The sequence below is a fragment of the Legionella tunisiensis genome, from assembly GCF_000308315.1.
GTDB lineage: Bacteria > Pseudomonadota > Gammaproteobacteria > Legionellales > Legionellaceae > Tatlockia > Tatlockia tunisiensis.
The window spans coordinates 25025-51679 of sequence record NZ_CALJ01000060.1; the positions used below are offsets into that span (position 1 = coordinate 25025).

The window sequence follows — 26655 nt, forward strand, 5'->3', positions numbered from 1 at the left end:
GCTAACGAGAGGAATTTCAATTAATGATTAAATAATTTTCGCCTACAATCGTTTTTAATAACTGGTATGCAGGGTGTTTTTTGGAGTTAACCTTTTTTAGTTGCAATTGTCCGCCGCGATTTTCCATATAAGTGGGTTGATAGCTTATCTTGTCAATCACGGTGGCGCCATCGCGTTTTTCCAAATAGAGTGATAGTAAACCGCTAGAGCGATTTTTCAAGCTGCCTTGATTAGAAATAAAATTACCTAATGAATAAGCAACAAAGACCCGTTTCCCTGTGCTGGTGGTTATCCAATCAAAAGGTTGTACACAGTGTGGGTGTGAACCTAAGATAGCCAGGGCGCCAGCCTCTGCTAATTCGTGGGCAAATCGTTGTTGGACCTTATTAGGGCGACTTTGATATTCGATACCCCAGTGGGGAGTTACAATGACGGCATCATGTGTTTTGGCAAGTTCTGCCACCAATTGTAATACCTGTTCTTTATCACGCTGACATAGCAAGACTTGGTGATGTTTATCAGCAATACCATTGGTGTCTTGAGTACAAGCTAACCAGGCTATTGAAAGGTCGTTGGTTTTGGTTTCTGTATACCAGGCGTCTTCGCTGTTCTGTCTGCGAGTACCTGTAAAAGCCAATTCGTTCTCGTGGAGGGCTGCAATGGTTTTATCAATGCCGATAGCGAAGCGATCCAGAGTATGGTTATTGGCTGTGGAAACAATATCAAAACCAGAGGTTTTTAAGGCACTAATTAATTCAGGTGGGTAATTAAACATGGGATAGGCGGTATAAGCCTTGGTGAGGCTGGTTGTTGCCTTGCCGCGCTGGTTGGTCATGTCCGCGGCAGGTCCTTCCAAATTACCATAAGTCAGATCAGCATCTTGCAAAGCAGGTATCAACGGCTCCCAAAGCGCACTAAATCCATCAGTAAGACCTTTGTGTTGTAAAGGGGGGTGCAAAAGGACATCTCCTACCGCAATGATATGTACATTGGTCGCCTGTAAAGAAGAGATTAGCAACAGGTTAAGCAAAGCATAGCGCATCTGCATAACTGGCTCTGTAGTGAATGGTAAATTAATTTTTATACAATCACTATGCCAAGTTTTAGAACATTATCTTTTATTAAAAGGGAAAAGGCTTATTTGCGAAATAGTAGTGTAATATCAATGGGATCAAAACTATAATGTTTATTACAAAAGTCACAACTTACCTCTACTTTTCCTTGTTCCGCCAGTAATTGCTTGGTTTCTTCTTCACCAAGGATGGTCAAAACCTGTTTCATTTTTCTTCACTACAGCGGCATTTGAAGTACACGGGACGGCTTTCAAAGAGACGTAATTCGGTTTCGTGATAAAGACGATATAGTAGGGTTTGATTGTCAAGCGTTAATAGTTCTTTCTCACTCACGGTTTGACCCAATTGGACGGCATACTCCCAAAATTGTTCGCGTTGGGCAGTATCTTGTCCTGGCATTAATTGCAGCAACATACCGGCCGCCATGTCATCGCCAATAGCTAACCAGACTCGACTGGCAACCTGCTCGGATTGCGCAAAATAGTGCATTAAATTTTCACTCATTGAGGTAGCATGGATGGGAACAATACTTTGATAAGTTTGGGTTTGTTTGTATTGATTAATAGTTAATACCATCTGTCCATTTAAGAAGGCTTCAGCGTAATCACTTATTTCAAGATTCTCTTCATACTTGGCAAAAGCGCGCAGCTGCAATTGATTATCACATTGCACCAACAATAAAGGTAAACGTTTGTCTCCTTGGAATTGTAAACTCAATTCTCCTTCGAATTTGATACTGCCTGCCAAAAGCAGGCAAGAGATCAAGGCTTCACCGAGCAAATGTTTTACCATCGCTGGATAAGGGCGTTGAGCCATAATGGTTTGATAACTTTCTTTTGCGTGAGCTATTTCACCGCGAATACTGGCATGTTCAAATAAAAAGCGTTGAAGAGAATCAGTTTCTTTCATCTTGGACCTTAAGGGCAACAAATCCACTAATTCTACCATAAAGTAGATTGCTTGCCTGCCTGCGAGTGACAAGCGATAATAGGCTTTTTTCGAAGCTTGTTGTGTTTCGAAAAAAGTTTAATGTTTCTTTTTGTTCGAGAGTAAATCATGCTTAATCCACAGCAAAAGGCAGCTGTTAGATATATTGATGGGCCTTTATTAGTGCTGGCTGGTGCTGGCAGTGGTAAAACGCGAGTGATTACTCAAAAAATAGCTTATCTTATTGAACAGTGTGGTTATGCTGCTAACACTGTCTGTGCTGTTACTTTTACCAATAAAGCAGCTAATGAAATGCGGGCAAGGGTCGCTGCTGTCTTACCTGCTGCTAAGCGGCGTGGTTTAAGAGTAGCCACGTTTCATACCTTGGGTTTGAGTATTGTCAAACGCGATGCAGCTTTATGTGGTCTAAAAAGCAGGATTTTCTATCTTTGATAGCGAAGATTGTCTTCAATTGCTGCGTGGATTTTTACCCATTGGCAAAGCCAATGAACGTGATTATCTTCTGCAGATACAACAACAAATTTCGCGTTGGAAAAACGATTTACTGGAGCCTCATGAGGTTGGTGGTTGTACTACTGATTTACCGATTCATGAAGAGGCCGCTTTAATTTACCCTCGCTATCAACAAGCCTTAAAAGCCTATAACGCCGTGGATTTTGATGATTTAATCCGTTTGCCGGTGAGCCTTTTAAGCCATCATGCGGAGGTATTGGAACATTGGCAAAATAGAATTCGTCATTTACTGGTAGACGAGTATCAGGATTCGAATACCAGCCAGTATCGTCTGGTAAAACTTTTGGTTGGTGTACGCGCGCACTTTACGGTGGTAGGTGATGATGATCAATCTATTTATGCCTGGCGAGGGGCTAAGCCAGAAAACCTTGCCCAGTTACAGCACGACTATCCCCAATTAAAATTAATAAAATTGGAACAGAATTATCGCTCCACGAGCCGAATATTGCATGCCGCAAACCATCTAATTGCCAATAATACACATTTGTTTAGTAAAAAATTATGGAGCGAATTGGGGCATGGTGACTTGTTACGGGTTTTGTGCTGTAAGAATGAAAATGATGAGGCTGAGCAAGTCGTCGCTGATTTAATCAGTCAAAAATTACGCCATGGAACCCAGTATGGGGATTACGCCATTTTATATCGCGGTAATCATCAATCACGAATTTTTGAAAAAATGTTACGCCATCATGGTATTGCATACCATATTAGTGGCGGACAATCCTGGTTTGCACGCGCAGAAGTTAAGGATATTTTTGCCTATCTTAAATTACTTTGTAATGAGGCTGATGATGCGGCTTTTTTAAGGGTAATTAATACGCCCAAGCGGGGTATTGGTGAGACAACACTGGATACTTTGGGCCATTATGCCCAAACGCGAGGGCAAAGTCTTTATCTCTGCTGCGATCATCTGGCGCTGAGTAGCCAGATTGCTGATAAACCGCGTATGGCTTTACAAATATTTAAAGGATGGATGGATACCATAAAAACACGTATTCAAACCGAGCCTGTATTGGAGGTTTTACGTGAGATGGTAGAAGACAGTGGTTATGAAGCTTATGTTTATGAGCAAAGTGATACGCCGGCCAAAGCCCAAAAACGCATGGATAATGTTTGGGAATTAATAGAATGGGTTGGGCGCTTGCTTGCTAAAGATGCTACACAGCAATTAGCGGACGTGATTAATAAATTGATTCTGATTGATATTTTAGAGCAAGCAGATGAGCAAGATGCAAATACAGTGCAACTAATGACTCTGCACGCTTCAAAAGGTTTGGAGTTTCCTTATGTGTATCTAGTGGGTATGGAGGAGGAGTTATTGCCACATCGAGTAAGTATTGATACGGAACAAATCGAAGAAGAGCGGCGTTTAGCTTATGTCGGGATTACTCGTGCACAAAAGAGTCTTTGTTTAACGTTAGCCAGACAGCGCCGTCGCGTTGGTGAATTGCAGGAGTGCCAACCCAGTCGCTTTTTGGATGAATTACCACAAGATAGCCTGGAATGGTATGGTAAGACAGGTGAACGTAATGAAACCAAATCCAAGGCCCTGGCGCAGTCGCATTTGGCAGGATTAAAAAATTTGTTGGCTTAGCGATTAACTACTTACATTCTGTTGTGAACCTCATTATTCTTAGTAATTACCCAGAAAAGAAGGATCTCATCAATGATGCAAAGCGCGAACTCGACGGATTTGTTTCAACCTGCTCGTTTAGGCTCACTGACGTTAGCTAATCGTATTGTTATGGCACCTCTAACACGTAGTCGTGCTGGTAAAGGAGATGTTTTAGGGCCGATGAATGCGGAGTATTACGCACAACGGGCCAGTGCAGGATTAATCATCAGTGAGGCAACGCAAATTTCGCAACAAGGCAAAGGTTATGCGTTTACCCCGGGTATGTATAGCGAGGAACAGGTTGCTGGATGGACATTGGCGACTGAGGCTGTCCATGCCCAAAAAGGACTTATCTTTGCTCAGTTATGGCATGTAGGGCGTATTTCCCATCCTGATTTGCAGTTTGACCATCAGTTGCCTGTTGCCCCTTCCGCAATCAAGCCTGAAGGAAAAGCGTTTACCGAAACCGGTTTTAAAGATCTTGTCACGCCACGAGCTCTTGAAACAGAGGAAATCCCGGGCATTATCAATCAATATGTGCATGCAGCTCGTTGTGCTAAAGAAGCAGGTTTTGATGGCATTGAAATTCATGCGGCCAATGGCTATCTTATCGATCAATTTATGCGCGATAAAACAAACAAGCGAACTGATCGCTATGGTGGGAGTTTAGAGAATCGTGCCCGGTTCTTGTTAGAAGTGGTCGATGCACTAAAGCGAGTATGGCCAGGGGACAAAATAGGGGTACGGTTCTCACCAGTTAGCCCGGCTAATGATATTGCTGATAGTAATCCAATGGTTACTTTTTCTTACATGGTTAGTGCACTGAATGAATTTGCTTTGGCTTATCTCCATTGTGTTGAAGGCGTTACTATTGGGCCACGTACAATCCCTGCAGATTTTAGTTTTGCTACTCTGCGTTCTTTATTCAAAGGGCAATATATGGCTAATAATGGTTATGATCTACCGCTTGCTATAGAAGCACGTCAGAAAAATCTGGCTGATCTAATCTGTTTTGGTCGTCCCTTTATTGCGAATCCTGATTTAGTTGAACGTTTGCGAACGGGAGCGAGATTGAACGAAGCCCCTCGTGAATTATGGTATGGTGGTGGGGTACATGGTTATACCGATTGGCCGACTTTGGCTGAGGAATTGGCTGAAAATAAGACTAGTTAAAATTAAAGAAGGCAGTATTGACCACACAATACTGCCTTTTAGCCTTTATGCGGCTGGGGGGCTAATACGGTCAGATAAATCTGCCAAGAAATCTTCTGTGGTTGTTGTTTTATGGGCAAATAAGCCAAAAACACCCTGCGTGCGATGCACTTTGTAGATGGGTTGTTGGGCTGCTTCTCGAATGATTATTTCGGCAGTCTGCTCACCTCCCTTTTGACGCAATTTGCTTTGTTGTAATTTGGTCAACTCCTCAGCCTTGTCCTTAGCTACACTTTGCCCCATTAGGCTACTTACCTGATTTAAATGTTTCGCTTTGAAGCGTTCAATGCGGAAATCTGCCTGATGACGGCGCCAATCTTCAGAAATTTTTGCAATATCTTCCTGATCCAATTTCACTGGGGGCGCAACGGCAGGTTGACCAGTTTGTTTATCCCAGGCAGAACTTAACCCCAATTGTTGCTTAGGGTTGTTGAATTGGCTGAATGCACTATCCCAGAGTGCTGCTAAACCATAGATTGGAAGGGCAATTAATTTGAGGATGCGAGTTGGTAGATCAGCACTGTGATCATGGCCATGGCCTGCTTCAAGGCGTTCTTCTAGAAGCCCTTTGGTTGAGTGGCTGTGGTCATGTTCATGAGGCACGAAGTAATGGATATCTTCAAAACCCTCGCTGACAATCCCTAGGATAGCAGAGACCATTTCCGGAATCCCTGGCATCCTGTCAGCAGTAACGCCGATACTGACTAAGTGGCCAAGAAATAGTAGAACACGTAGAGGGGTGATGGTGACTGCCAATACTAAACGAGCAGGGTTCGCTATTTGCAGCCAATTTTCTCGTTCTCTAAGTGCTTGAAAAGCTCGACTGAATTTTTCCCAGTTAGTTTTTTGTGGATTATCCTTGAGCCATTTACGTAGTGTTAATTCTTCTGGAGTTTCTAGTTCACTTGGTGTTGGAGTGAATTGCTTGGCAAAAAAGGCCTCCATTTCATTCAATCGGGTTATAATTTTCCTTCTTTCCCTAATATCAGTTTCGCTTAACCGCTTGTAACTGTAATGATGTAGTAATTTCAATTGCGCTTTATACTCTTTGAAAAATTGGGGGGCAATCTTGAGTTTTAATGTTGGGGAAATTTGCCGAAAGATAAGCATGTTTAGGAAATTTAGATTCTGTCATTTCTTCAATCATTTCTAGCGATTCGCTAGTATTTTCCATATTGAAAACAAGCGCAGACATACTGGTAATTAGAGGATTGAGAAAACCCATTACATAACTGGGTACTCTTCCCATCCAGGCGAAAAGAGGGCGTGTATTTTGCGCAACGGTCCACCAGGTTCCTGCTGTGCAGGCAGTCAGAGCGAGTGTAAGAGTAAGAAGGAAAAGTGCAGTTACCGTAATAAACGTGTTGCGTGGAGTGAACCCTTCTTCCTGAACATGTCTTCTAATTTTATAATACCAATTACGCACTGTATCGTTATTAATCATATCGGTAACGGCATTAAAGGTTAGAAAACCATAGGCACTACCAGCAATAATAGCCATGGGAACGATCAACATCGGTAAGCTGGCAGCAGGGATAGCAGCCAGGAATGGGATGACTTCAAACGCTTCGACGAGCAGGTAAGTTGTGCCATAGCCCATAAAGAAGCCGGCGAATAGGCTGAATATCTTTACTGCATTGTAGGTAGCCCGACGCTGCTCCAGCAATTCAATGTGTTCGAGCTGGTTATTTTGAGCTAACCACTCACTTAGTTCGCTTTCATAATCGCTGAGCGCATGGCGGTAACTTTTGGGGAACAATTGGCTAGCAAACCACTTTTCCATGTCGCGTAAATTTTTCTCAATGAGTCTTTTTCTGGCCGCATCTTCTTTGCTCAGTCGTTTATGGCCGAACTCATGTAATAAATGTAATTGAGCTTCGTAATCCTTGAAAAATTGTGGACATTTTTCTTTCGTATTGGGGAATTTTTCTAAAAGATATTCCTTAGCGAGATGGTTTTGCAAATAATCGTTTTTAAAAAATAATTTTTGCAGGGCACCTCTAATATTTTGTAAATAAATTTCACCCTCGTAAGCGACTGATAAAGTAAGAGCCATTCCTGCAACAGTCAGCGTGGGGAATAAAACAAACATACCGCCAAAACTTAATAAGCCTAAAATTAAGCTTGCACCAGTAGCAAGGAGCAGAAGGAGGAGGTAATAGGGAATTTTTCTTGGTTTTACTTTCATTATTCACCACACAAGCAAACTAAAGGAAGTGGAACTTTATAACAAATGAAAATGATTATCAATAACCTTGCGAGCAAAAAAATCATATTGTTTTATAGGAAGATTTATCAAGCTAAAAGATGCTTATAAAAAATGATATATGCCTAATATTATTTTTATCGATCATAAAAATAACAGTTGCATCCTAGAGACCTTTCTGTAGGATCTATCTTGTTGACATTAAACAGGGAGTAACGATGCGTTTTCATTCATGGATGACTTTTCTTGCAGTTGGGTTTATTTTCTTGACCAATCCGCTGTTTGCCACAATGAATCCAGTATTGGAGCAGCTACAGGTGCCTCAATGTTTGGCAACCAAATTGTCCGCAGAATATAGTGTACTTGCCCAAAATAGGAATTTTAAAATTATTGAGCTTAATACAAAGGACATGGGTAAGCTTGCTTTGTTAGCTGACGAAGCGCATTGCGGTCGTTTTGTGAATGTGAGTCATCATTTTGTTAATAATACATCGGCCAAACAAAAAATAGCCCGGCAGTTATTAGCAAAACCCCCTGTCTTTAAAACAGCTCCTCTTTCCTCATCGCCTTATAAAATACAACAGGAAAAAAAGTTAATGAGGCTATAGCGAAAATTGATGCTGACAATATTATTCGAGTCGTGTCCCATTTGAGTAATTATTACAATCGTTCTGCGAGCAGCGATAGTGGCGTAAAAACAGCAAAATGGTTACAAACTCAATTTGATGGATTAGTACATACCTACGGCCGCACTGATACGGAAAGTTATTTTGTAAAGACAGGAAATTACATTCAACCCTCCTTAGTTACTGTCATAGGTAAAGATATCCGTGCGCCAGCCATAGTGCTTGGTGCGCATATGGATACCTTGGATGGTTTTATGCCAGGCGCTGGAGATGATGGGAGTGGGTCAGCCACGCTGATGGAGGTAGCTCGAGTACTATTAGCCTCATCGTTTACGTTTAAGCGACCAATCTATTTTATCTGGTATGCGGCTGAGGAGCGTGGTTTGGTTGGCTCTCAATATGTCGTGCAGGATTTCTTACAAAAAGATATTCCCGTTAGGTCTGTCATTCAATTTGATATGACGGGGTTTCGTAATGATGCCAATGATCCCACCATGTGGGTCTTTCGTGATTATACCGATAAGGTGTTAAGTGATTACCTGGCTGAACTTATCCAAACCTATGTCAAGGTGCCTGTAGCTTATTCTCATTGTGGCTACGGTTGTAGTGATCACGCGTCCTGGATGTCGGCAGGTATTCCCGCTGCATTTTCCTGTGAAACCAGTTTTGAGCAACATAATCCTTATATTCATTCCCCAGCTGATACGATGGATTTATTGAATATCGAACATATGGTTAATTTCACTAAGCTGGGATTAGCCTTTGCAGTAGAACTGGCTAGCGATTAGGGTGATAGTTATAGGCGAGGTGAAGGTCCTTTGCCTTTATTTATTCAAAGGATTATAAAAAAGCTATGAAGCCATAATAACCTAGTCCACAGATGACTGTCAGAATCAAGACTCTCAGGTAGACACCAGAACGGGGGTTTTTATAGAGCGCTGCTAAATAAGACAGAGGATGACGGTAAATAAGACGGCGCATGATTTTTTTACTGACATTAACTGGAATGCCCGATACAGGTGATTCATGGATGCGGATACTAGGGCCTGCGTTAGCCTCAATAATAACACCAGCGGTAGATTGGATGGGGCGGTTAATATCCGCGCATTGTACATCAAAGCCTACAAGCTCCAGACATAAGGCTTTCGCTGCAGCAGCCATTAGGCGACGATTTTCTTTGCATATTTTGTTGCCTAGAGACGTGTAGGTACCTCCCCGTGTAGCATTACAGGTATAACCTAAGGTAAGCCATTCACCGTTGTAGGGGACATAGTCCACGGTGAGGCCTAGCTCATCCAGCCTAATCAAACACTCTTCATCAACAGTAATTGGACCGAATGCATCGCTGATTTGTGTTCGCTTGAGGTTCGTTATGCCGATCAGTTCTTGAACAGTATGAATCCCATCACCTATTATATGTGCGGGATAGCGTTGGATAACACCTAGTACACGACCGTTCAGTACCAGGACACGGTAAGAGTTTAAATTGCCATGAAACTCCTCGATCAGGAGATAGTCATCGGACTGGAAACCTTTAACCATATAATTCTTTAACTGGGCGAGTGTTTTAATATTACATAAAACGCCTCTGCCTAGTTTACCTTCTTGAGGTTTTGCTACGAGAGGAAAAGAAAGGTGGGCTATTTTTTTTTCCATTTTTCCCTGGAGGTATTCATTAACATGAACGAAGTCGCTTTTAGGAACAGGTAGGCCAGCTTGCTCGAGAATTTTGTTCATACAATATTTATGACGTGCCACATGAGCACTACCGCTATTATTAAGTGGAGAACTACTGCCGTAAAAAAAGTAGTTTTTTTACCTAGCTTTAAAGTAAATCCTTCTATTTCTGGTGTTTCTTCAACAGGAAGAAGGAGTTTTAAGGCGGCTTCATAGTAACAACGCGCATTTTTGTTCATAACAGTTCACAAACCAGGTTATCCTCACCCCCTTTATACTGGATTATTGTGCAAATTCGGTAAAGGAGCAAGGTACTATTAATTATTGCTATGCCATATCAGAACAGAGTGACACAGATATAAATCAAGCCTAAAAAGATTAACAATAGGGCACTTTTTATAGAGATAGCAGCATGACCCTCTTTACACAGAGTATTTAAATAAGCAAAAGGATGTCTATAGAGGATACTGAGTATTATTTTTTAGAAACCATAACCGGCGCTCCCTCCATTGGCTTTTCGTGGATTCTGATGCTCGGAGTTGGGTTAGCTTCAATAATAACACCTCCAGAAGCCTGTATAGGAATATCAATATCAGGACATTCAACATCAAATCCAACGATATTCAAATTTAATACTTGGGCAGCGCGGAGAAAAAATTGCTTGTTCTCTTTACTAATTTTTTATATATTGTTTGATAAACTCCGCCGCGAGTTGCATTCGATGCATAACCTAAAGTAACTCTTTCATCCACTGCAGGAATATATCCCAAATCAATCTGGAGTTCTTGCAAGCGAATGTGGAGTTCTTCGTCAATACAAATTGGCCCTAAAAACTCACTGATTTTATTTCGATTAATATTAGTGATTTCGATAAGCTCCTGCAAAGTATGGCTACCATCACCTATAACAAAAGACGGCTCACGAATAACAACACCAATTATTTTGTTGTAGAGAACAAGAATACGGTAGGATTTTAAATTGCCATGAAATTCTTGTATGATTAAACAGTCATTCGTTGAAAATTTATTGTGAAGATGTGTCTTTAACGCCGTTAAATTTTGAATATTACAGATGACATCCCTGCCTAGGGTTCCATCTCTGGGTTTTATCACTAATGGAAAAGTCAAATTCTTGATACAGGTTTCCAGTAGGCCTTGATTGAATTCCGAAGAGTGTATTGCTATCGATTTAGGGACAGGAAAACCTGCTTTCTCCAAAACCTTATTTGCAGTATATTTATCATGCGCGATTAAAGAGCTTGTATTCAGGTTTAGTGGAGTTCTGGGGCCATAAAAAAATATTGGCGCTTCCCGAGTAATAGTTTAAACCCGTCGATTAAGGGTTCTTGTTCTATGAGAAGATTTAGTTTTTTAGCGCTTTCATAGTAGCACTCTGCATTCTTATTCATAATATAAAAAATTTTTCTTCTTATGTTATTGTTGCTATTATCGTGGCTTTATTGCAACAGTGAAGTAACCTTCCCGACCATCTAAACGCAAGCCTTCGGGAAGATCAGCCCGAGCAAAAACATAGCTTTCTTCAATTACAAAACCGACTCGACCTAATTCGCGTGACAGAACTTTTTCGTCAAGAAAGTTAAGTGTATCAGGAATAAAATCAGCATATTTTTTCTCCACCAATTTTTTCAAATTAGGGAAATAACCCGGCCATAACTCATTATATAATAATCGTTGTTCATAAACAGGAATAAGATTTTTGAATACTCTAGTATAAGGAGTACCGCTGATAATAAACAATTTGGAACCAGGACATAGGGTAAAAAACAGTTTCTCAAATCCCTGTCGTAGGGCCATAAAATCCAAATGTCCGAGCGTGCGAGAAGCAAAAAACCCTCGTAAACTGTTCGCAGGCAGTTGTAATACTTCGGGGAAGCAACCGGGAAGTAGTGTTAAGCGTGAGCGGATTTCCTGAGGAGTATTATTATAGAGAATTTGTAAATGTTGCTCTTCAATATCGTTGGCAATCACTGTGGCGCCAGCCTGTAAAGCAGCTAGAGTTACTGTACCATAAGCAGCTCCAATTTCTAAAACTGGGCCTGGTTGATTAGCGGCATATTCGATAAATTGTTGCGCGCGGTTATCAATATAAATAGACGTTACGCCCTTGTTATTGATTGTATAACGTAAATTAATTTTTCTACGTCTATCGGTATTGCCCATAGGTAGACTCTTTTTTAATGCTGTTAATCTAAGTTTACAATAATAGAGTTAAAAAGCAGGAGATTCTCTACCAGAACCTGTGGTTTATTTATACTATATTTACATTAGCGAATGGATGCTTATGGGAGTAGTCCCTAGTTGATGCCCGCTTTGTATAATGGATAGTTTTCTTCATGAGTCATACGGATAATTTATGGCAAATTTTGATTTCACTTATACCTTCTTAAGCAGAGAAAAATTACCTCTATTAATTCAGCCCACATCTGAGAGACAGGCAAATGTGGATACATTAATCCACTTTCTTAATGAGGAAAATGCATTTTTTAAAGAACAATTGTTGCAATATGGAGCGATTAGGTTTCGCGGATTTCATGTTAATTCAGCCGAGCAATTCGCAGTTGTTATTAGTGCCTGCTCCTTAGGTATGCTTTTCAATTATGATTTGTGTGCAGTTCCTCGCACTAAAATTCAAGAGGGTATCTATACTTCAGTCAACATCCATGAAAGTTTTAGTGTCCCTATGCATAATGAAAAATCTTATGATCCTGAATTTCCAAGTTACATTTTTTTAACTCCTTAAAAACCCCTGAGTTCGGAGGAAATACTCCTTTAGCTGACGGACACAAAATATGGCTTTCCCTTCCGGATTCTTTACAGCAAAAATTAGAAGCCAAAGGGATGTTATATCGCCATTTTTTTATGGTAAAGGGCTTAGGCAGAAATTCGTTCGACTCATCGGTAAAGGCCTGAATTGCAGAACATGGATGAGCGCATTTCAAACAGAAGATAAAAACGAACTCGAGAAGATTTTGCATAATCTGAATTTGCAATTTAGGTGGACGTCTAAAGGGAATGGCTTAATTACAGAAAGAGGGCTACCTGCTTGCCGCCGTCATCCTATTAGTAATAAAGTGGTTTGGTTCAATCAAGCCGCCCACAATAACCTGTATTATAATAAGAGCTTTGTTGCCATAAATCGTACAGTCAAAAATCCTATTGCACGCTTTATTCTGTCACATAGAAATTTTCTGCCCTATGTTGTTTTTTATGGCGATGGTGAACCTATATCAAAGAAAGAAGCGGACTTAATGCATTTTGCCATTAAGAAAAATATCGTATCTACTTCTTGGCAAGTCGGTGATCTTATGGTTGTTGATAATTACTCATGCATGCATGGTAAGGAGCCGCATAAGGGAGAGCGATTACTATTGGCAGCGATGACAAAATAGTTGCTCCCATTGCTAAACCAAGCTATTGTTTTGCTAACGTTTAATTAATAGCAAACAATAATCTTTATGCCTATAAAAAATCCTGAGCGATACAGCCATGTTGTAGTGCAAAAAGAATCTATAGTCGAAGAGCGCCTTCACCGCAAACAACGATTAGCTGCAGCCTTTCGGATTTTTGGCAAGCTGGGACTCAATGAAGGCGTAGCTGGGCATATTACGGTTAGAGATCCTGAACATACAAATTATTTTTGGCTTAATCCCTTAGGCCTTTCTTTTAACCAAATCAAAGTGTCCGATTTGATCTTATGTAATGATGAGGGCCAAATTATTGAAGGTAAGCATAGCAGACTTAATCGAGCCGCTTTTGCTATCCATTCAAGTATCCACCAAGCGAGATCGGATGTCATCGCTGCTGCCCACTCGCATTCACTCTATGGGACAACCTGGTCTACAACAGGGCGCTTATTGGAGCCTCTTAGTCAATCTGCCTGTGCTTTTTATGAAGATCATAGTCTATTTGATGATTATACTGGCGTGGTGGTCAAACTTTCAGAAGGCGAACGTATAGCCAAGGCATTAGGAGAGCATAAAGCGGTTATTCTGAAAAATCATGGTTTACTCACGGTTGCGGATACTGTTGAGGCGGCAGTTTGGTGGTTTATTTCTATGGAACGTTGTTGTCAAATGCAAATACTGGCCGAATCAACGCGTCATACAATTGAACCGATTAAGCGAGAAGTAGCCTTGGGAACCAGGAATAACGCTGTTGGATTTCCTTTGGCTGGATGGGCCAGTTTTCAGCCTCTATGGCAGGATATTATTGCTGCCCATCCTGACTTGCTTGATTAAAGGTGATTTAAAGGGGCCGATTTAAAAAGCGGCCTTGAATTTTAGCCAAAATAAGGATAACTATTCCCTTTAAGGCGATTTTTTCTCCATTGTAAGGGCTGTAAATTCGATAACATACCCTTTCCTCCCAAAGAAACAGGAAAAATATGATCAATCTCCCAGCCGTAGTTAGAATTTATATCGCCATAATCTGAGTATTTCATCAAATTGCCATAGGCATCGATTCGCCATTCCGCTTCCGCATATCCAAGAATAGAGGATGCTTTTTGCCATACGGCAATACGCGTTAAAAACTCAAAAGGAAACCCATCTCGGGTAGTATTATGATTTCTCATAATCTTCTCCAAAAAGAGCCATTGAAAAACTTATCGATAAGAGTTTTGTCTGTCTTCATTATTTGAGCTAGACTTACTGTTGATAGGTTAAACCCCATCAATAAGATCAATAGCGACTCTATGAGACTATTGATTTTGCCTAAATAAAAGTCGCTAGTGACAGCTAGCGGCTTTTCCTAATACGTATTATTTTTTCGCATAAAATCCTCCCAAGCATGGCCTGCCCTGTTTGCATAATGAATGTTGTTTTCCTTGATGTCGTGGCCTCCATCAAGGCTACTTTCTATTTGGTTTCTGTAGCCTTGATGGAGCTTTTGCGACATCAGGGTTTGGTCTATTCGCCAAAAGAACCTGTACTCTCTTCTATTACCCCACACCAATTAAGAGCTAATACTCCTCGACGCACATGACGATGAAAACTTGAGTAAGGCCAATCGGATACTTGCTTCACAAGGCCGTGTTTCACTGGATTGTAATGAATGTAATCGATATGTTGTGCCATATCCTGTTCGTTGCGAATTCGATGTTCCCAAAATCGCCGCTGCCATAAATCATATTCACCGTGATGATTTTTATGTAGCACTATTCCTTCTTCTAAGAGTGCTTCTGTAAAGTAACGTTCTATTTTTCTCCAGCGTGTAGAATAATCAGCATCACCAACTGGCAATTGCCATATAGTATGTAAATGCTCTGGCAATAAGACTATTGCTAGAGTTTCGTAATGATTTTCCTGGCGTGTTTTACGCATGGCCTCCCCTAATAAGGCCGCGTGTTTTACCAGTAATTTGCTGTGGCGATTTCGTAAAGTGACAGTAAAAAATAGGTACCGCCTTTTGTTTTATCTCTGCGATAGTTAACCATTGCTTTTTCCATTGTTTAAACTTGCTAAATCTTCACAGGGTTTATTTTTCCTTTCCCTTGATGTCGTAGACTCCATCAAGGCTACCCTATATTCTTTTTAACCTTGTAGGTTTAGATCTGTAACTTTAATGTACTTCTTTGGCACTGTGCTTATTGGTCGGTAACGGTGGACAATGGTATTCAGCGGTAATTTGCCCTTGTGTATCAACCGCTTGCATAATGACTGGAAATTTCCATAGTGAATGGAGATGCTTTAATACCTCGTTGGTATTTTCACCAAGGGGAGTGCGATTTTGCTGTTTATACTGCAAAGTTAACGAGCGGTTTCCTTCCATATCAACAGAGTATACTTGAATGTCTGGGTCCAAATAACTTAGGTTATACTGGCGAGAAAGGGCTTCACGGATCTGCTGGTAACCTTGTTCATTATGAATAGCGCCTACCATTAAATCAGGATGCCTGTCATCATCGACAACATGGAATAATTTCATTTCACGTATTAGACGCGGTGATAAATATTGAGCGATAAAACTTTCATCTTTAAAGTTACGCATGGCGGCATCAAGACTTGTTAGCCAATCTGTGTTGGCTAAGTAGGGGAACCATTGTGTATCTTCAGCAGAGGGGTTTTCACAGATACGTTTAATATCTTGCATCATATGATAACCCAGTGTGTAAGGATTTATACCACTGAAATAAGGACTATTGAAAGCCGGTTGCATGATAACGTTGGTGTGATTTTGCAGAATTTCCAGCATGAATTCATCGGTTACTAGACCTTCGTCATAGAGAGCATGTAAAAGCGTGTAATGCCAAAAACAAGCCCAACCTTCATTCATAACCTTGGTTTGTCCTTGGGGGTAAAAATATTGCGCAATTTTTCTGACAATACGAACAATTTCACGCTGCCAGGATTCTAGCAGTGGGGCATTCTTTTCAATGAAATAGAGAATATTTTCTTGGGGTTCTTCCGGGAAACGTTTTTTGTGGCCATTGGCGTCGACTTGTTTGCTTTGTGGAATAGTACGCCATAATTCATTGACCTGCGATTGCATATACATTTCGCGATTTTGTTGGCGGATTTTTTCTTCTTGAATCGATAAACCTGTTGGGTGTTTGTAGCGATCGACACCGTAGTTCATTAAGGCATGGCAGGCATCAAGAATAGCTTCGACTTCATCAATACCGTGACGTTCTTCGCATTCGCTAATATAGTTTCTGGCAAAGACCAGGTAATCAATGATGGCATCTGCGGAGGTCCACATTTTAAACAGATAATTATTTTTAAAAAAGGAGTTATGTCCATAGCAGGCATGAGCTATCACAAGAGCTTGCATTGCCATGGTATTTTCTTCCATCAAATAAGAAATACAAGGATTGGAGTTGATAACCAGTTCATAAGCTAAACCCATTTGTCCTCGCTTATAACTTTTTTCTACGCCAACAAAATGTTTACCAAAAGACCAGTGATGATAACCAATGGGCATCCCTACTGAAGCGTAAGCATCCATCATTTGCTCGGCGGTGATGATTTCAATTTGATTGGGATAGGTATCTAATTTGAATTCTTTGGCCAGGCGCGCAATTTCTTTATCATAGGCTTGAATCAATTCAAAGGTCCATTCAGCGCCGGTGGATAAAGGTTTCTTTCTCATGCGGTTTTCCTTTTGAATAATTCGCGAAATACAGGATAAATATCGGCGATATTATCGATATTCTCCATGGCAAAATTAGGGTACTGATTCCGTACTTGTTGATAAACTTCCCACAAGCTTTGATGATGGCGTGGCATAATTTCAATGTAAGCGAAATATTGCAGCAAGGGCATGATTTTTTCTTGTAATAATTCCTGGCAATAGGGCGAATCAGCGTTCCAATTATCGCCGTCAGAAGCTTGCGCAACGTAAATATTCCAGGAAGCAGCTGGGTAACGTGAGTCAATAATAGTACTCAATAATTCCAGGGCGCTGGAGACGACGGTACCACCTGTTTCGCGTGAATAGAAAAACTCTTCTTCATTAACTTCTTTTGCGGAGGTATGATGACGAATAAAAACCAGTTCAATTTTTTCGTAATTTTTAGTTAGAAACAGATACAGCAAAATGAAAAAACGTTTAGCAATATCTTTTTTGGCTTCGTCCATGGAGCCTGAAACGTCCATCACACAAAACATAACGGCTTGTGTTGATGGGGCAGGAATGCGTACCCGATTATTATAACGTAAATCAATTGTATCAATGAAAGGGACGGCATTGATTTTCTTTTTCAAAAACTCAATTGCACTTTGTAAACGCAGGCGATCCAATTTATCTGGATTAGGAGAGGCTTCCAGACGTGCTAATTCTTCTTCTGCAAGGCGTAGATCACGTTTATGGGGCGATGCTAAAGCTACCCGCCGCCCGGTGGCTTGGCGCATGGAGCGGATGACATTAATATTGGAAGGAATACCGCTGCTAGTTACTCCGGCGCGTATGGTTTTGTAAGTAGTCATACGTGCCAATTCTTTTTTACGAGATCAGGAAGTTCTAAATCTTCAAAATATAATTCAAGGAACTCTTCTCGTGATAATTGAAAACAAATTCGTCTTCACCCTCACCACTGTTAGACGCTTGGCTGCCGCTACCGCCATCGCTGCTGCTACTGGGTCGTTTAATTCTATCCCCAGCCATGAATTCATCATTCCCGGGTAAGATTCTTTCTACTCGCCCACCTTGTCCACGGTGAAAGCGTGGTTCGGAAATATCTCTAGCCGGGATACTGATTTGTTCGCCTTGATCAATTTCGGTAATACTGCGTTTACCCACCGCATCGGATACGGCACGCTTAATTTGGTTTTTGTAGCGGCGAAGAAAGCGTTGGCGATTAACCGTGCTTTTCTTGCCGGCGTTCTGTCGTCGGTCAATCAATTGCGACATAACTACATCCTTATCGGCGGTTGTCTTGTAAGCGAATAATTCATTCGGCGTTATAAGACAAACTTAGATTTGTTATTGCGATTTACGCACTCGCAAATACCATTCACAGAGCAATCTTACTTGTTTACGGGTGTAACCTTTATCTACCATGCGTGCAATAAATTCCTCATGTTTTTTCTTATCATCTTCTGAGGCTTTAGCATTGAAGGAAATCACCGGCAACAGATCTTCCGTATTGGTAAACATTTTTTTCTCAATGACGGATTTCAATTTCTCATAACTATTCCATACGGGATTTTTGCCATGATTATTAGCACGTGCCCGTAATACGAAATTAACAACCTCATTACGAAAGTCTTTAGGATTGGAAATACCAGCCGGTTTTTCTATTTTTTCCAACTCAGAATTAAGTGAGCCGCGATCAAAAATTTCGCCAGTATCCGGATCGCGATAGTCTTGATCCTGGATCCAGAAATCAGCATAAGTAATGTAGCGGTCGAAAATATTTTGCCCATATTCAGAGTAAGACTCGAGATAGGCTGTTTGGATTTCCTTACCAATGAATTCAACATATTTGGCGGTTAAATATTCCTTCATAAAGGTTAAATATTTTTCATGTAATTCTTGAGGGAATTGTTCCTGTTCAATTTGCCGTTCAAGTACATAGAGTAAATGGACGGGATTGGCAGCAACTTCAGAATGGTCAAAATTGAATACTTTTGACAGGATCTTAAAGGCAAAGCGGGTGGAAATTCCACTCATACCTTCATCGACACCGGCAAAATCACGGTATTCCTGGTAAGATTTTGCCTTAGGATCTGTATCTTTTAAACTTTCGCCATTGTACACACGCATTTTGGAATAGATACTGGAATTTTGTGGTTCCTTTAGCCGAGTCAAAACTGAAAATTGCGCTAGCATATCCAGTGTTCCTGGTGCACAGGGAGCCTCTTTTAGCGAACTGTTATCTAGCAATTTTTGGTAAATCCTTATTTCTTCAGAAACGCGCAGGCAATAAGGCACTTTAACGATATTGATACGGTCGATAAAGGCTTCATTATTTTTATTGTTACGGAATGATTGCCATTCTGATTCATTCGAGTGTGCCAGAATAATGCCTTCAAAAGGAATTGCAGATAACCCTTCAGTGGCATTGTAATTTCCTTCTTGAGTAGCTGTCAGTAAAGGATGCAATACTTTAATCGGGGCTTTAAACATCTCGACAAATTCTAACAACCCACGGTTGGCTCTACACAGGCCACCAGAATAACTATAAGCATCCGGATCATCCTGGGAAAATTCTTCCAGTTTGCGAATATCGACTTTACCTACGAGAGATGAAATATCCTGATTATTTTCATCACCAGGTTCAGTTTTGGCGATGGCAATTTGTTTCAAGCGCGAAGGTTTAACTTTTACTACACGAAATTGGCTGATATCGCCATTGAATTCCTGCAAACGCTTCACTGCCCAAGGAGACATGATATAACGTAGATGGCGTGATGGAATACCATAGCGTTCATAGAGTAATTCCGCATCTTCTTCCGGGTTAAAGAGCGATAGTGGCGAATCAAAAACGGGTGAGCCTTTGATGGCATAAAAAGGAATTTTCTGCATCAAATCTTTCAATTTTTCCGCCAGTGATGATTTTCCACCGCCAACAGGACCTAATAAATAGAGGATCTGTTTAGTTTCTTCCAGGCCTTGCGCGGCATGTTTTAAGAAACCAACGATTTGTTCAATGGGCTCTTCCATGCCAAAAATTCTTTAAAACAGGGTATTGATGAATAATTTTATTGGAAAACAAGCGAGATAACACAGGGTCGTGGCGGGTGTCGACTATCTCTGGTTCACCAATAGCCAATAATAATCGTTCAGCTGGATTGGCATAAGCGGCAGGGTCTGTACGACACAGTTCCAGGTACTCATCCAGACTTAACTCCTCTTCTTTGTTGTCTACAAAGCGTCTTGTGTAACCTGCTAAAAAATCTTGTGTGCTCATAAAGTCATCCCCTTTTACTGAATCCCTTTGTGGGAAAAAACGCTCTTTCTTACTTTATAATTTTGCATTTCGCTCATAAACTCTTAGACTTGTAAAAGCGAGATACTGTCTCCCTAGCTTTAGTATAGAGTCTTTTTATATAAAAATATTAAAAAATTGCACATAATCAAACTATTATTTTTTGTTTGTTACCCTTTCGATACCGGAGCAAAGTTCATGCCAGACACGACTATTTATCTGAAAGATTATCAAGCCCCTGCGTTCACAGTAGATACAGTTGCTCTTGAATTTGATTTACATGATGATCATGCGTTGATCACAAATGAAATGCAACTAAAACGGCAAGCTGACGGGGCTTTACATTTGTATGGTGATGAACTTGACTTGATCAGTTTGCATCTAAACGGGGAAATCCTTGGCAACGCTGCTTATCGTTTGCAAGATGGCGATCTGTTGATTGAGCAATGTCCGGCAGAATTCACCTTAAAAGTGGTGACTCGAATTTGCCCACAGGATAATAGTAAATTGTCTGGTCTTTATCGTTCTAATCAACTGTTTTGTACTCAATGTGAAGCGGAGGGATTTCGTCGGATCACCTTTTTCCCCGATCGACCGGATGTGTTGGCGTCCTATACCACACGTATTTGTGCGGATAAAACAAAATACCCCGTTTTACTGTCTAATGGCAATTTAATTGATGCTGGTGATTCAGAAAATGGCAGGCATTGGGTTGTTTGGCAGGATCCTTTCAAAAAACCTTCTTATTTGTTTGCTTTAGTTGCCGGTGATTTGGCTTGTGTCAAAGATGAGTTTGTGACTAGTTCGGGAAAAAAAGTTGATTTACGGATTTATGTAGAACCAGGCAATGAAGATAAATGTGGGCATGCTATGCATTCTTTAAAGAAAGCAATGCGTTGGGATGAAGAGGTTTATGGCCGGGAATATGACCTGGCTATTTTCATGATCGTTGCTGTCAGTGATTTCAATATGGGAGCAATGGAAAATAAAGGCTTGAATATTTTTAATTCGAAGTACATTCTTGCTCGGCCTGATACGGCAACAGATCAGGATTTTGCCGATATTGAAGGTGTAGTGGGGCATGAATATTTTCATAATTGGACTGGTAATCGCGTTACCTGTCGAGACTGGTTTCAATTAAGTTTGAAAGAGGGATTGACTGTTTTTCGTGATCAAGAGTTTTCACGTGATATGAATTCCCGTGATGTTAACCGCATTATGGATGTGAAAGTATTACGTAATACACAGTTCCCTGAAGATGCTGGGTCGATGGCTCACCCGGTTCGGCCAGAGTCTTATCAAGAAATTAATAATTTCTATACGGCTACTGTTTATAATAAAGGGGCTGAAGTGATCCGCATGCAACATACTTTACTAGGTAAGGAAGGGTTTCGTCGCGGAATGGATTTATATTTTCAACGCCATGATGGGCAAGCAGTAACAATCGATGATTTCGTTGCTGCCATGGAGGATGCCAATGGCGTTGATTTCAGTCAATTTAAACGCTGGTATAGTCAAGCTGGAACCCCTGAAGTGCAAGTAAAGAGTGATTATAGTCACGGTCGCCTGAGTTTGACGCTTATCCAATCATGCCTTTCAACACCGGAATGTCAGAATAAGAAGCCTTTCCATATTCCTCTTCGGATAGCGCTCTTTGATCTTAATGGTCAACGCATGCCTTTAAAGCAAGACGTTTTGGAGTTACGTGAAGCACAGCAAATATTTCATTTCGACGGGTTGCCCGGTAAACCGATTATCTCCTTATTACGTGACTTTTCAGCGCCAGTGAAATTACAACGCGAAAAAAGCCAAGAAGAACTGCTTGCTTTATTACGTTTTGAAACCGATGGTTATGCAAAATGGGATGCAGCGCAATGTTTAGCACTGCAATGTATCCATAGTTACCTCAACACCCCGGAAAAATCATGGGAAATTCCGACACTGCTCATTGCTGCTTATCGCCATGTATTGGTTGATGAGTCATTGGATTTGGCGTTGCGTGCTGAAATTCTAGTGCCGCCAAGTTTTGAAGAGGTTATTGCTGATTTAACGCTGGTTAATGTTGATGCTGTAGAGAAAGCACGTGATTTCTTCCGCGCTGAATTGGGCAAACATCTTTTACAACAAACGTCTGAAATATACGAGAGTTTATGGCAGCAAGAGAAACACGCTATGGATGCTTGTGCTTTTGGACAAAGAAAACTACGGAATCTATGTTTGTGGTTAATGATGAAAGCCGACGAGAAAAACACTCTGGAGCGATGTCATCAGCAATTTGTTAAAGCACGTACCATGACTGATCAGATTGCTAGTTTTGGCTTATTGAATAACTGTATGCAGGGTACTGTTCGTGAACAAGCCATTGATAGTTTTTATCGTCAATGGTCTCAAGATGAGCTTGTCCTTGATAAATGGTTTGCCCTACAGGCTAGTAGCGAACTGCCAGATGCCTTGGCACGAGTAAAGATTTTGCTGCAACACCCTGCTTTTAACATCAAAAATCCAAACAAGGTGCGAGCAGTATTAGGCGCATTTTGTCAGGCTAATCCGCGTCATTTTCATGCTGCTAATGGCAGTGGTTATGCTTTTTTGGGTGACATGCTTGCTAAAATGGACAAGATAAATCCACAAATTACCGCACGGCTGGCAACGCCTTTTACCCGCTGGCGTCGTTTTGATCAAACAAGACAAACCTTCATGAAACAACAACTGACACAGTTGGCTAAGCAGAATTTATCACGCGATCTTCAAGAGGTTGTTGTAAAAAGTTTGGCCTAACGAAAAGTAGTGTGCTGGAGGTTGCGTGTTTTGCCATAAAATCGGCAAAACACGCAACCTCCTTTAAATAACATATAGAGAGAACTGATATGTCGAGTCGTTATGCTGTTATGGGTAATCCTATAGCCCATAGTTTGTCTCCCTTCATTCATCAGTGTTTTGCTGAGCAAACCGGGAAGCAGTTGAGTTATGAAAAAATGTTAGTTGCTGACGATGCTTTTGAATCCCAGGTAACGGATTTTTTTGCTCAAGGCGGGCGGGGATTAAATATTACTTTACCTTTTAAACAACGGGCCTTTGCGATGGCAGACTTAACTACTCCCCGTTGTCAGCAAGCAAAAGCGGCTAATACGTTATGGATGGAGAAAGAGCGTCTATATGCCGATAATACGGATGGTATAGGTTTGATAAAAGATTTAAGTCGTTATCTTGATTTAAATGCTAAAAAATTCTCCTGATAGGAGCAGGTGGAGCTGCGCGAGGAATTATTGCTCCATTAGTAGCAGCCAACATAGCTCAGCTAACAGTAACTAATAGAACAGAGGAAAGGGCAGCGAGCTTACAGTCTGATTTTCCCGAAATACGTTATTGCCGCCTGACCGACTTACAAGCAGAATATGATGTGCTAATTAATGCTACTTCAGCTAGCTTAACAGAAAAGACAATACCATTGTCTGCCTTGCTGTTTCAGGCAGCAACCTGTTGTTATGATTTGGCTTATCGTGCTAAAGGAGAGACTGCCTTTGTGGCATGGGCGCATGCACAGGGTTGTTGTCAGGCAGTTGATGGTTTAGGGATGTTGGTAGAGCAAGCTGCAGAATCGTTTTTTATTTGGCATGGGATAAGGCCAGATACAGGGCCCGTATTAATGGCTTTAAAAGCTACGCAAAAAATTTGATGACGTCAGTCGCAGTTGCAAGCGTATCTTTATAACCTAATTCGATTAATTCGCGTGTGAATTCTTTTTCAAAGAGTAAAAAGCTAAGTAAATCACCCGAGTGATCCTTGGCTCCCAGAACATTCAGCAAAAAACGAAGCAAAGCAGGCATGTTCAAATACTGCGCTTGTGCCATGGCCGCGACATCAACACTTGGTCTTAGATGAAGTGTTTCTATGGGACGCCAAGGGGAATGGCGCTTTTTCCACATCGAAAGTAGACGTGCGATATCATTCATCCGGTTTACCATTTCAATGTCACGATCAAGGTTATCGAGAAATAAGCCATTTAACATCCCACCTAAAACTCGGGCAAAGCCAATGTCGCCATTGCGTAACATGTCCGGATCAGTAAACACTGGTAATGGGCGTGTACCTAAGATCAGGATACGCTCAACTTGAAAACGGATTGCTCCGCGTAAAGGTGAAACCAATCCTATACTCCCATCCCCATAGTGAAAACCATCAATCTTTGCAGTGGGAAAAAATAGTGGCAGTGCACTGGAAGCTAAAATATGCTCCATGCTCAGTGTTGCACGTTGACTGATATGACGGGGATAATGCCAATCTTCAAACGAAAGATGATCATGCTGATAAAAGGAAATGGTTTGCTGGGTTTCATAGCAATGACTAATTACTTCCATCGCTTCCAATTGGCCACTGCCTATATTATCTTCTATAAGTTCGAAATTGATGCTATTGGTGATAAATTCCCGCAAAGGAGTCGTATCAAGAAGGTGCCCAGATTGGCGTTGTTTCACAATTAAATGACTCAGATTACGTAACACGGATTTACCGAGTTCATAATTACTGGCATTAAAAATTTTTGACAGTGAATTTCACTCCAAATAGCTTCCAGTTTTTCAAGGCCAGCAGGAAAATCGTGGGCTTGCTCCGCTAAGATGGCAGCATTAATACTGCCGACGCTGACACCGCTAATCATTTCAAACGGAAGTTTTTTCACTTGTAAAATATGACCGATGGCTTTTAATACACCTGCTTGATAGGCGCCACGGGCGCCGCCACCTGCCAAATAAAGGGCTTTTTTAGCCATAACTACTTATTTTTTGATAGATTATAGAAATATAGTGACTCACAAAGGGCTTGGCAAGAGTGCTGAGCAGTCTTATGAGTCAAAAATTAGAAAAGAAGACATATGATTACTGGGTTTGCATTCACAGACAAAGTGGTATAGCGTTTTGATTTTAATTTTCCAGATAAAGAGTAAAAATGCTGGCCTTGTTTCGTATACAGCCACCTGCTTTTCGCATGATTTTCATGTTGGAAATCTGGGAGCGTTTTGGTTTTTATACCGTTCAAGGTATTTTGACGTTATATTTCATTCGTTTTCTGGGATTTAACGACAGTGAAGCCTATTATACGTTTGGGGCTTTTTCCGCCTTAGTCTATGGTATGGTTGCGTTGGGTGGTTATCTTGGAGATAAAATATTAGGCACCAAACGCACAATTGTATTAGGGTTAATAACACTCGCTCTAGGTTATCTGGCGCTCGCTTTAGTTAATAAAGAGCAGGTTTTTTTAGCCTTGGGCCTTGTTTGTGTAGGTAATGGCTTATTTAAGGCGAATCCTTCCAGTTTATTGTCCAAATGTTATGAGAAAAATGATCCTCGATTGCATGGTGGATTTACCCTTTATTACATGGCTATCAATTTAGGTTCCACCTTTGCCTTGTTTATTGGACCCGCTTTATCGAGTAGTCTTGGTTATGCTTATGCCTACTTTGTTAGTTTTATAGGTTTAGTTCTAGGTTTAGCTAACTATTGGTTTCAACGCCAACACGTCGCTAATATCAATACGAGTACTGATAAAAAAGACATTCCCTTTTCGCACTGGTGTTTTGTGGTACTTGGAATAATATTTGCCACGTTTATTGCCTCTTATTTATTGCAGCATGTGTTGTTTGCACGACGTTTGGTATGGCTAATTACAGCAGTGGTTATTGGTATTTATTTGCTCTATATGCGTCGTGAAAACAAAAGTGCGTGTATTCGGATGCTGGTGGCCTTGGCCTTGATGCTGGAAGCGATAGTCTTCTTTACACTATACCAGCAAATGCCTACCTCCTTAAATTTATTTGCTGTTAATAATGTTAAACCAACTTTGCTGGGTATTACTCTTGATCCACAGAGTTTTCAAGCCCTAAATCCAATTTGGATTATTGTAATGAGTCCTATATTGGCGATGCTTTATCATAAATTACAGCAAAGAGGATTGTCCTTTTCTATTCCTTATAAATTTGCGGTAGGGATGCTTTGTTGTGGTTTAAGTTTTACCTTATTGTATTTTGCCCGATATTTACATGATGACGGGGGTATGGTTTCATCCTGGTGGTTAGTAGCCAGTTATTTTTTTCAGAGCACAGGTGAATTATTCGTATCTGCTTTAGGTGTAGCGATGGTTGCTGAATTAGTTCCTGGGCACATTGTTGGGTTTGTGATGGGAATGTGGTTTTTAACTTCCTCTATTGCTGGTTTTATAGGTGCATCAGTGGCTTCTTTAACGGCTTTGCCAGTCAATGTAAAACCGGGAATGGAGTCATTGCTAATTTATACGAAGGTTTTTGCTTATATAGGCTTGGTAACCCTCGCCATTGGTGGCCTAATGTGGTTGGGGGGCTGCTTTTTTGAGTCGTTTTATCAAATCGGAGCAGCTTTAAGAAGA

General features: G+C 40.9%; 19 protein-coding genes and 7 pseudogenes. 11 read left to right on the forward strand and 15 right to left on the reverse strand.

Annotated features, from left to right (window positions below; genetic code table 11):
- Window positions 1–16: 16 nt before the first annotated feature.
- Entirely contained in the window at window positions 17–1048 is a 1032-nt protein-coding gene (locus tag BN58_RS28075; RefSeq protein ID WP_019215875.1) for a CapA family protein, read from the reverse strand.
- 89 nt (window positions 1049–1137) lie between these two features.
- Window positions 1138–1982: pseudogene (gene hslO, locus BN58_RS22175) on the reverse strand (Hsp33 family molecular chaperone HslO).
- A gap of 147 nt (window positions 1983–2129) precedes the next feature.
- Between hslO and BN58_RS22180 the strand changes: the two are divergent.
- A pseudogene (locus BN58_RS22180) lies at window positions 2130–4128 on the forward strand (UvrD-helicase domain-containing protein).
- Window positions 4129–4200: 72 nt separating this feature from the next.
- Entirely contained in the window at window positions 4201–5322 is a 1122-nt protein-coding gene (locus tag BN58_RS04815; protein WP_019215876.1) for an alkene reductase, read from the forward strand.
- A gap of 45 nt (window positions 5323–5367) precedes the next feature.
- Here BN58_RS04815 and BN58_RS22185 read toward each other — a convergent pair whose 3' ends face one another.
- Entirely contained in the window at window positions 5368–6306 is a 939-nt protein-coding gene (locus BN58_RS22185; RefSeq protein WP_051131836.1) for a hypothetical protein, read from the reverse strand.
- Window positions 6307–6400: 94 nt separating this feature from the next.
- Window positions 6401–7549: a hypothetical protein gene (locus BN58_RS22190; RefSeq protein ID WP_051131837.1), complete on the reverse strand. Its 1149-nt coding sequence runs from the start codon at window positions 7547–7549 to the stop codon at window positions 6401–6403.
- A 236-nt stretch (window positions 7550–7785) separates the two neighbouring features.
- On the opposite strand from BN58_RS22190, the pseudogene lapA reads away from it, so the two are divergent.
- Window positions 7786–8981, forward strand: a pseudogene (gene lapA, locus BN58_RS22195) (aminopeptidase LapA).
- A gap of 52 nt (window positions 8982–9033) precedes the next feature.
- On the opposite strand, the gene BN58_RS22200 reads toward lapA, so the two are convergent.
- The 5 genes from BN58_RS22200 to BN58_RS04840 form a co-directional block, all read right to left on the reverse strand.
- Entirely contained in the window at window positions 9034–9930 is an 897-nt protein-coding gene (locus BN58_RS22200) for a hypothetical protein (RefSeq protein WP_019215877.1), read from the reverse strand.
- Window positions 9927–10109, reverse strand: a complete 183-nt coding sequence (locus BN58_RS32860; RefSeq protein WP_019215878.1) for a hypothetical protein — start codon at window positions 10107–10109, stop codon at window positions 9927–9929. The genes BN58_RS22200 and BN58_RS32860 overlap by 4 nt, the downstream gene beginning before the upstream one ends.
- A 235-nt stretch (window positions 10110–10344) precedes the next feature.
- Entirely contained in the window at window positions 10345–10497 is a 153-nt protein-coding gene (locus BN58_RS32865) for a hypothetical protein (RefSeq protein ID WP_019215879.1), read from the reverse strand.
- 2 nt (window positions 10498–10499) lie between these two features.
- Window positions 10500–11087, reverse strand: coding sequence for a hypothetical protein (locus BN58_RS32870; protein WP_019215880.1), 588 nt, complete (start codon window positions 11085–11087; stop codon window positions 10500–10502).
- Window positions 11088–11315: 228 nt separating this feature from the next.
- Window positions 11316–12050 carry a methyltransferase domain-containing protein gene (locus tag BN58_RS04840; protein WP_019215882.1) on the reverse strand — a complete coding sequence of 245 codons (735 nt, stop codon included), beginning with the start codon at window positions 12048–12050 and terminating at the stop codon, window positions 11316–11318.
- Window positions 12051–12243: 193 nt separating this feature from the next.
- Here BN58_RS04840 and BN58_RS35755 point away from each other — a divergent pair, with 193 nt between their 5' ends.
- The 3 genes from BN58_RS35755 to BN58_RS04850 all read left to right on the forward strand — a co-directional run bounded on the left by BN58_RS35755 (window position 12244) and on the right by BN58_RS04850 (window position 14128).
- Window positions 12244–12630, forward strand: a complete 387-nt coding sequence (locus tag BN58_RS35755; protein WP_332247929.1) for a TauD/TfdA family dioxygenase — start codon at window positions 12244–12246, stop codon at window positions 12628–12630.
- Between the two features lie 184 nt (window positions 12631–12814).
- Window positions 12815–13279, forward strand: a complete 465-nt coding sequence (locus BN58_RS35760) for a TauD/TfdA family dioxygenase (RefSeq protein WP_269570095.1) — start codon at window positions 12815–12817, stop codon at window positions 13277–13279.
- 66 nt (window positions 13280–13345) lie between these two features.
- On the forward strand, window positions 13346–14128 hold the full coding sequence (locus BN58_RS04850; RefSeq protein WP_019215883.1) for a class II aldolase/adducin family protein: 783 nt from the start codon (window positions 13346–13348) through the stop codon (window positions 14126–14128).
- 41 nt (window positions 14129–14169) lie between these two features.
- Here BN58_RS04850 and BN58_RS04855 read toward each other — a convergent pair whose 3' ends face one another.
- The 5 genes and pseudogenes from BN58_RS04855 to BN58_RS22225 all read right to left on the reverse strand — a co-directional run bounded on the left by BN58_RS04855 (window position 14170) and on the right by BN58_RS22225 (window position 20241).
- Window positions 14170–14463 (reverse strand): HNH endonuclease signature motif containing protein, encoded by a 294-nt coding sequence (locus BN58_RS04855; RefSeq protein WP_019215884.1) that lies wholly within the window; start codon window positions 14461–14463, stop codon window positions 14170–14172.
- Window positions 14464–14797: 334 nt separating this feature from the next.
- Window positions 14798–15244 carry an REP-associated tyrosine transposase gene (locus BN58_RS22215; RefSeq protein WP_083852103.1) on the reverse strand — a complete coding sequence of 149 codons (447 nt, stop codon included), beginning with the start codon at window positions 15242–15244 and terminating at the stop codon, window positions 14798–14800.
- A gap of 205 nt (window positions 15245–15449) precedes the next feature.
- Window positions 15450–16979 (reverse strand): SpoVR family protein, encoded by a 1530-nt coding sequence (locus tag BN58_RS04870; RefSeq protein ID WP_019215887.1) that lies wholly within the window; start codon window positions 16977–16979, stop codon window positions 15450–15452.
- Window positions 16976–18239, reverse strand: a pseudogene (locus BN58_RS22220) (YeaH/YhbH family protein). The gene BN58_RS04870 and the pseudogene BN58_RS22220 overlap by 4 nt, the downstream one beginning before the upstream one ends.
- A 72-nt stretch (window positions 18240–18311) precedes the next feature.
- Window positions 18312–20241 (reverse strand): annotated as a pseudogene (locus BN58_RS22225) (PrkA family serine protein kinase).
- Window positions 20242–20457: 216 nt separating this feature from the next.
- Between BN58_RS22225 and pepN the strand changes: the two are divergent.
- The 4 genes and pseudogenes from pepN (at window position 20458) to BN58_RS36820 (ending at window position 23935) form a co-directional block, all read left to right on the forward strand.
- Window positions 20458–23037 (forward strand): aminopeptidase N, encoded by a 2580-nt coding sequence (gene pepN / locus BN58_RS04885; protein WP_019215889.1) that lies wholly within the window; start codon window positions 20458–20460, stop codon window positions 23035–23037.
- An 89-nt stretch (window positions 23038–23126) separates the two neighbouring features.
- Window positions 23127–23495 (forward strand): hypothetical protein, encoded by a 369-nt coding sequence (locus BN58_RS36810; RefSeq protein ID WP_019215890.1) that lies wholly within the window; start codon window positions 23127–23129, stop codon window positions 23493–23495.
- A 29-nt stretch (window positions 23496–23524) separates the two neighbouring features.
- Window positions 23525–23626 (forward strand): annotated as a pseudogene (locus BN58_RS36815) (hypothetical protein); the annotation flags it as partial.
- A 33-nt stretch (window positions 23627–23659) separates the two neighbouring features.
- Window positions 23660–23935, forward strand: coding sequence for a hypothetical protein (locus BN58_RS36820; protein WP_019215891.1), 276 nt, complete (start codon window positions 23660–23662; stop codon window positions 23933–23935).
- Here BN58_RS36820 and BN58_RS22235 read toward each other — a convergent pair.
- A pseudogene (locus BN58_RS22235) lies at window positions 23919–25027 on the reverse strand (patatin-like phospholipase family protein). The gene BN58_RS36820 and the pseudogene BN58_RS22235 overlap by 17 nt on opposite strands.
- A 176-nt stretch (window positions 25028–25203) precedes the next feature.
- On the opposite strand from BN58_RS22235, the gene BN58_RS22240 reads away from it, so the two are divergent.
- On the forward strand, window positions 25204–26655 hold a 1452-nt coding region (locus BN58_RS22240; protein ID WP_019215892.1), incomplete at its 3' end, for an oligopeptide:H+ symporter.

Excerpts from the sequence above, each read along its gene's own strand:
- BN58_RS32860 (WP_019215878.1), bottom strand. The coding sequence starts at position 10,109 with ATGAACAAAAATGCGCGTTGTTACTATGAAGCCGCCTTAAAACTCCTT.
- BN58_RS04855 (WP_019215884.1), bottom strand. The coding sequence starts at position 14,463 with ATGAGAAATCATAATACTACCCGAGATGGGTTTCCTTTTGAGTTTTTA.
- BN58_RS04850 (WP_019215883.1), top strand. The coding sequence starts at position 13,346 with ATGCCTATAAAAAATCCTGAGCGATACAGCCATGTTGTAGTGCAAAAA.
- BN58_RS22200 (WP_019215877.1), bottom strand. The coding sequence starts at position 9,930 with ATGAACAAAATTCTCGAGCAAGCTGGCCTACCTGTTCCTAAAAGCGAC.
- BN58_RS35760 (WP_269570095.1), top strand. The coding sequence starts at position 12,815 with ATGAGCGCATTTCAAACAGAAGATAAAAACGAACTCGAGAAGATTTTG.
- BN58_RS22190 (WP_051131837.1), bottom strand. The coding sequence starts at position 7,549 with ATGAAAGTAAAACCAAGAAAAATTCCCTATTACCTCCTCCTTCTGCTC.
- BN58_RS35755 (WP_332247929.1), top strand. The coding sequence starts at position 12,244 with ATGGCAAATTTTGATTTCACTTATACCTTCTTAAGCAGAGAAAAATTA.
- BN58_RS04840 (WP_019215882.1), bottom strand. The coding sequence starts at position 12,050 with ATGGGCAATACCGATAGACGTAGAAAAATTAATTTACGTTATACAATC.
- BN58_RS36810 (WP_019215890.1), top strand. The coding sequence starts at position 23,127 with ATGTCGAGTCGTTATGCTGTTATGGGTAATCCTATAGCCCATAGTTTG.
- BN58_RS04870 (WP_019215887.1), bottom strand. The coding sequence starts at position 16,979 with ATGAGAAAGAAACCTTTATCCACCGGCGCTGAATGGACCTTTGAATTG.
- BN58_RS04815 (WP_019215876.1), top strand. The coding sequence starts at position 4,201 with ATGATGCAAAGCGCGAACTCGACGGATTTGTTTCAACCTGCTCGTTTA.
- pepN (WP_019215889.1), top strand. The coding sequence starts at position 20,458 with ATGCCAGACACGACTATTTATCTGAAAGATTATCAAGCCCCTGCGTTC.
- BN58_RS28075 (WP_019215875.1), bottom strand. The coding sequence starts at position 1,048 with ATGCAGATGCGCTATGCTTTGCTTAACCTGTTGCTAATCTCTTCTTTA.
- BN58_RS22185 (WP_051131836.1), bottom strand. The coding sequence starts at position 6,306 with ATGGAGGCCTTTTTTGCCAAGCAATTCACTCCAACACCAAGTGAACTA.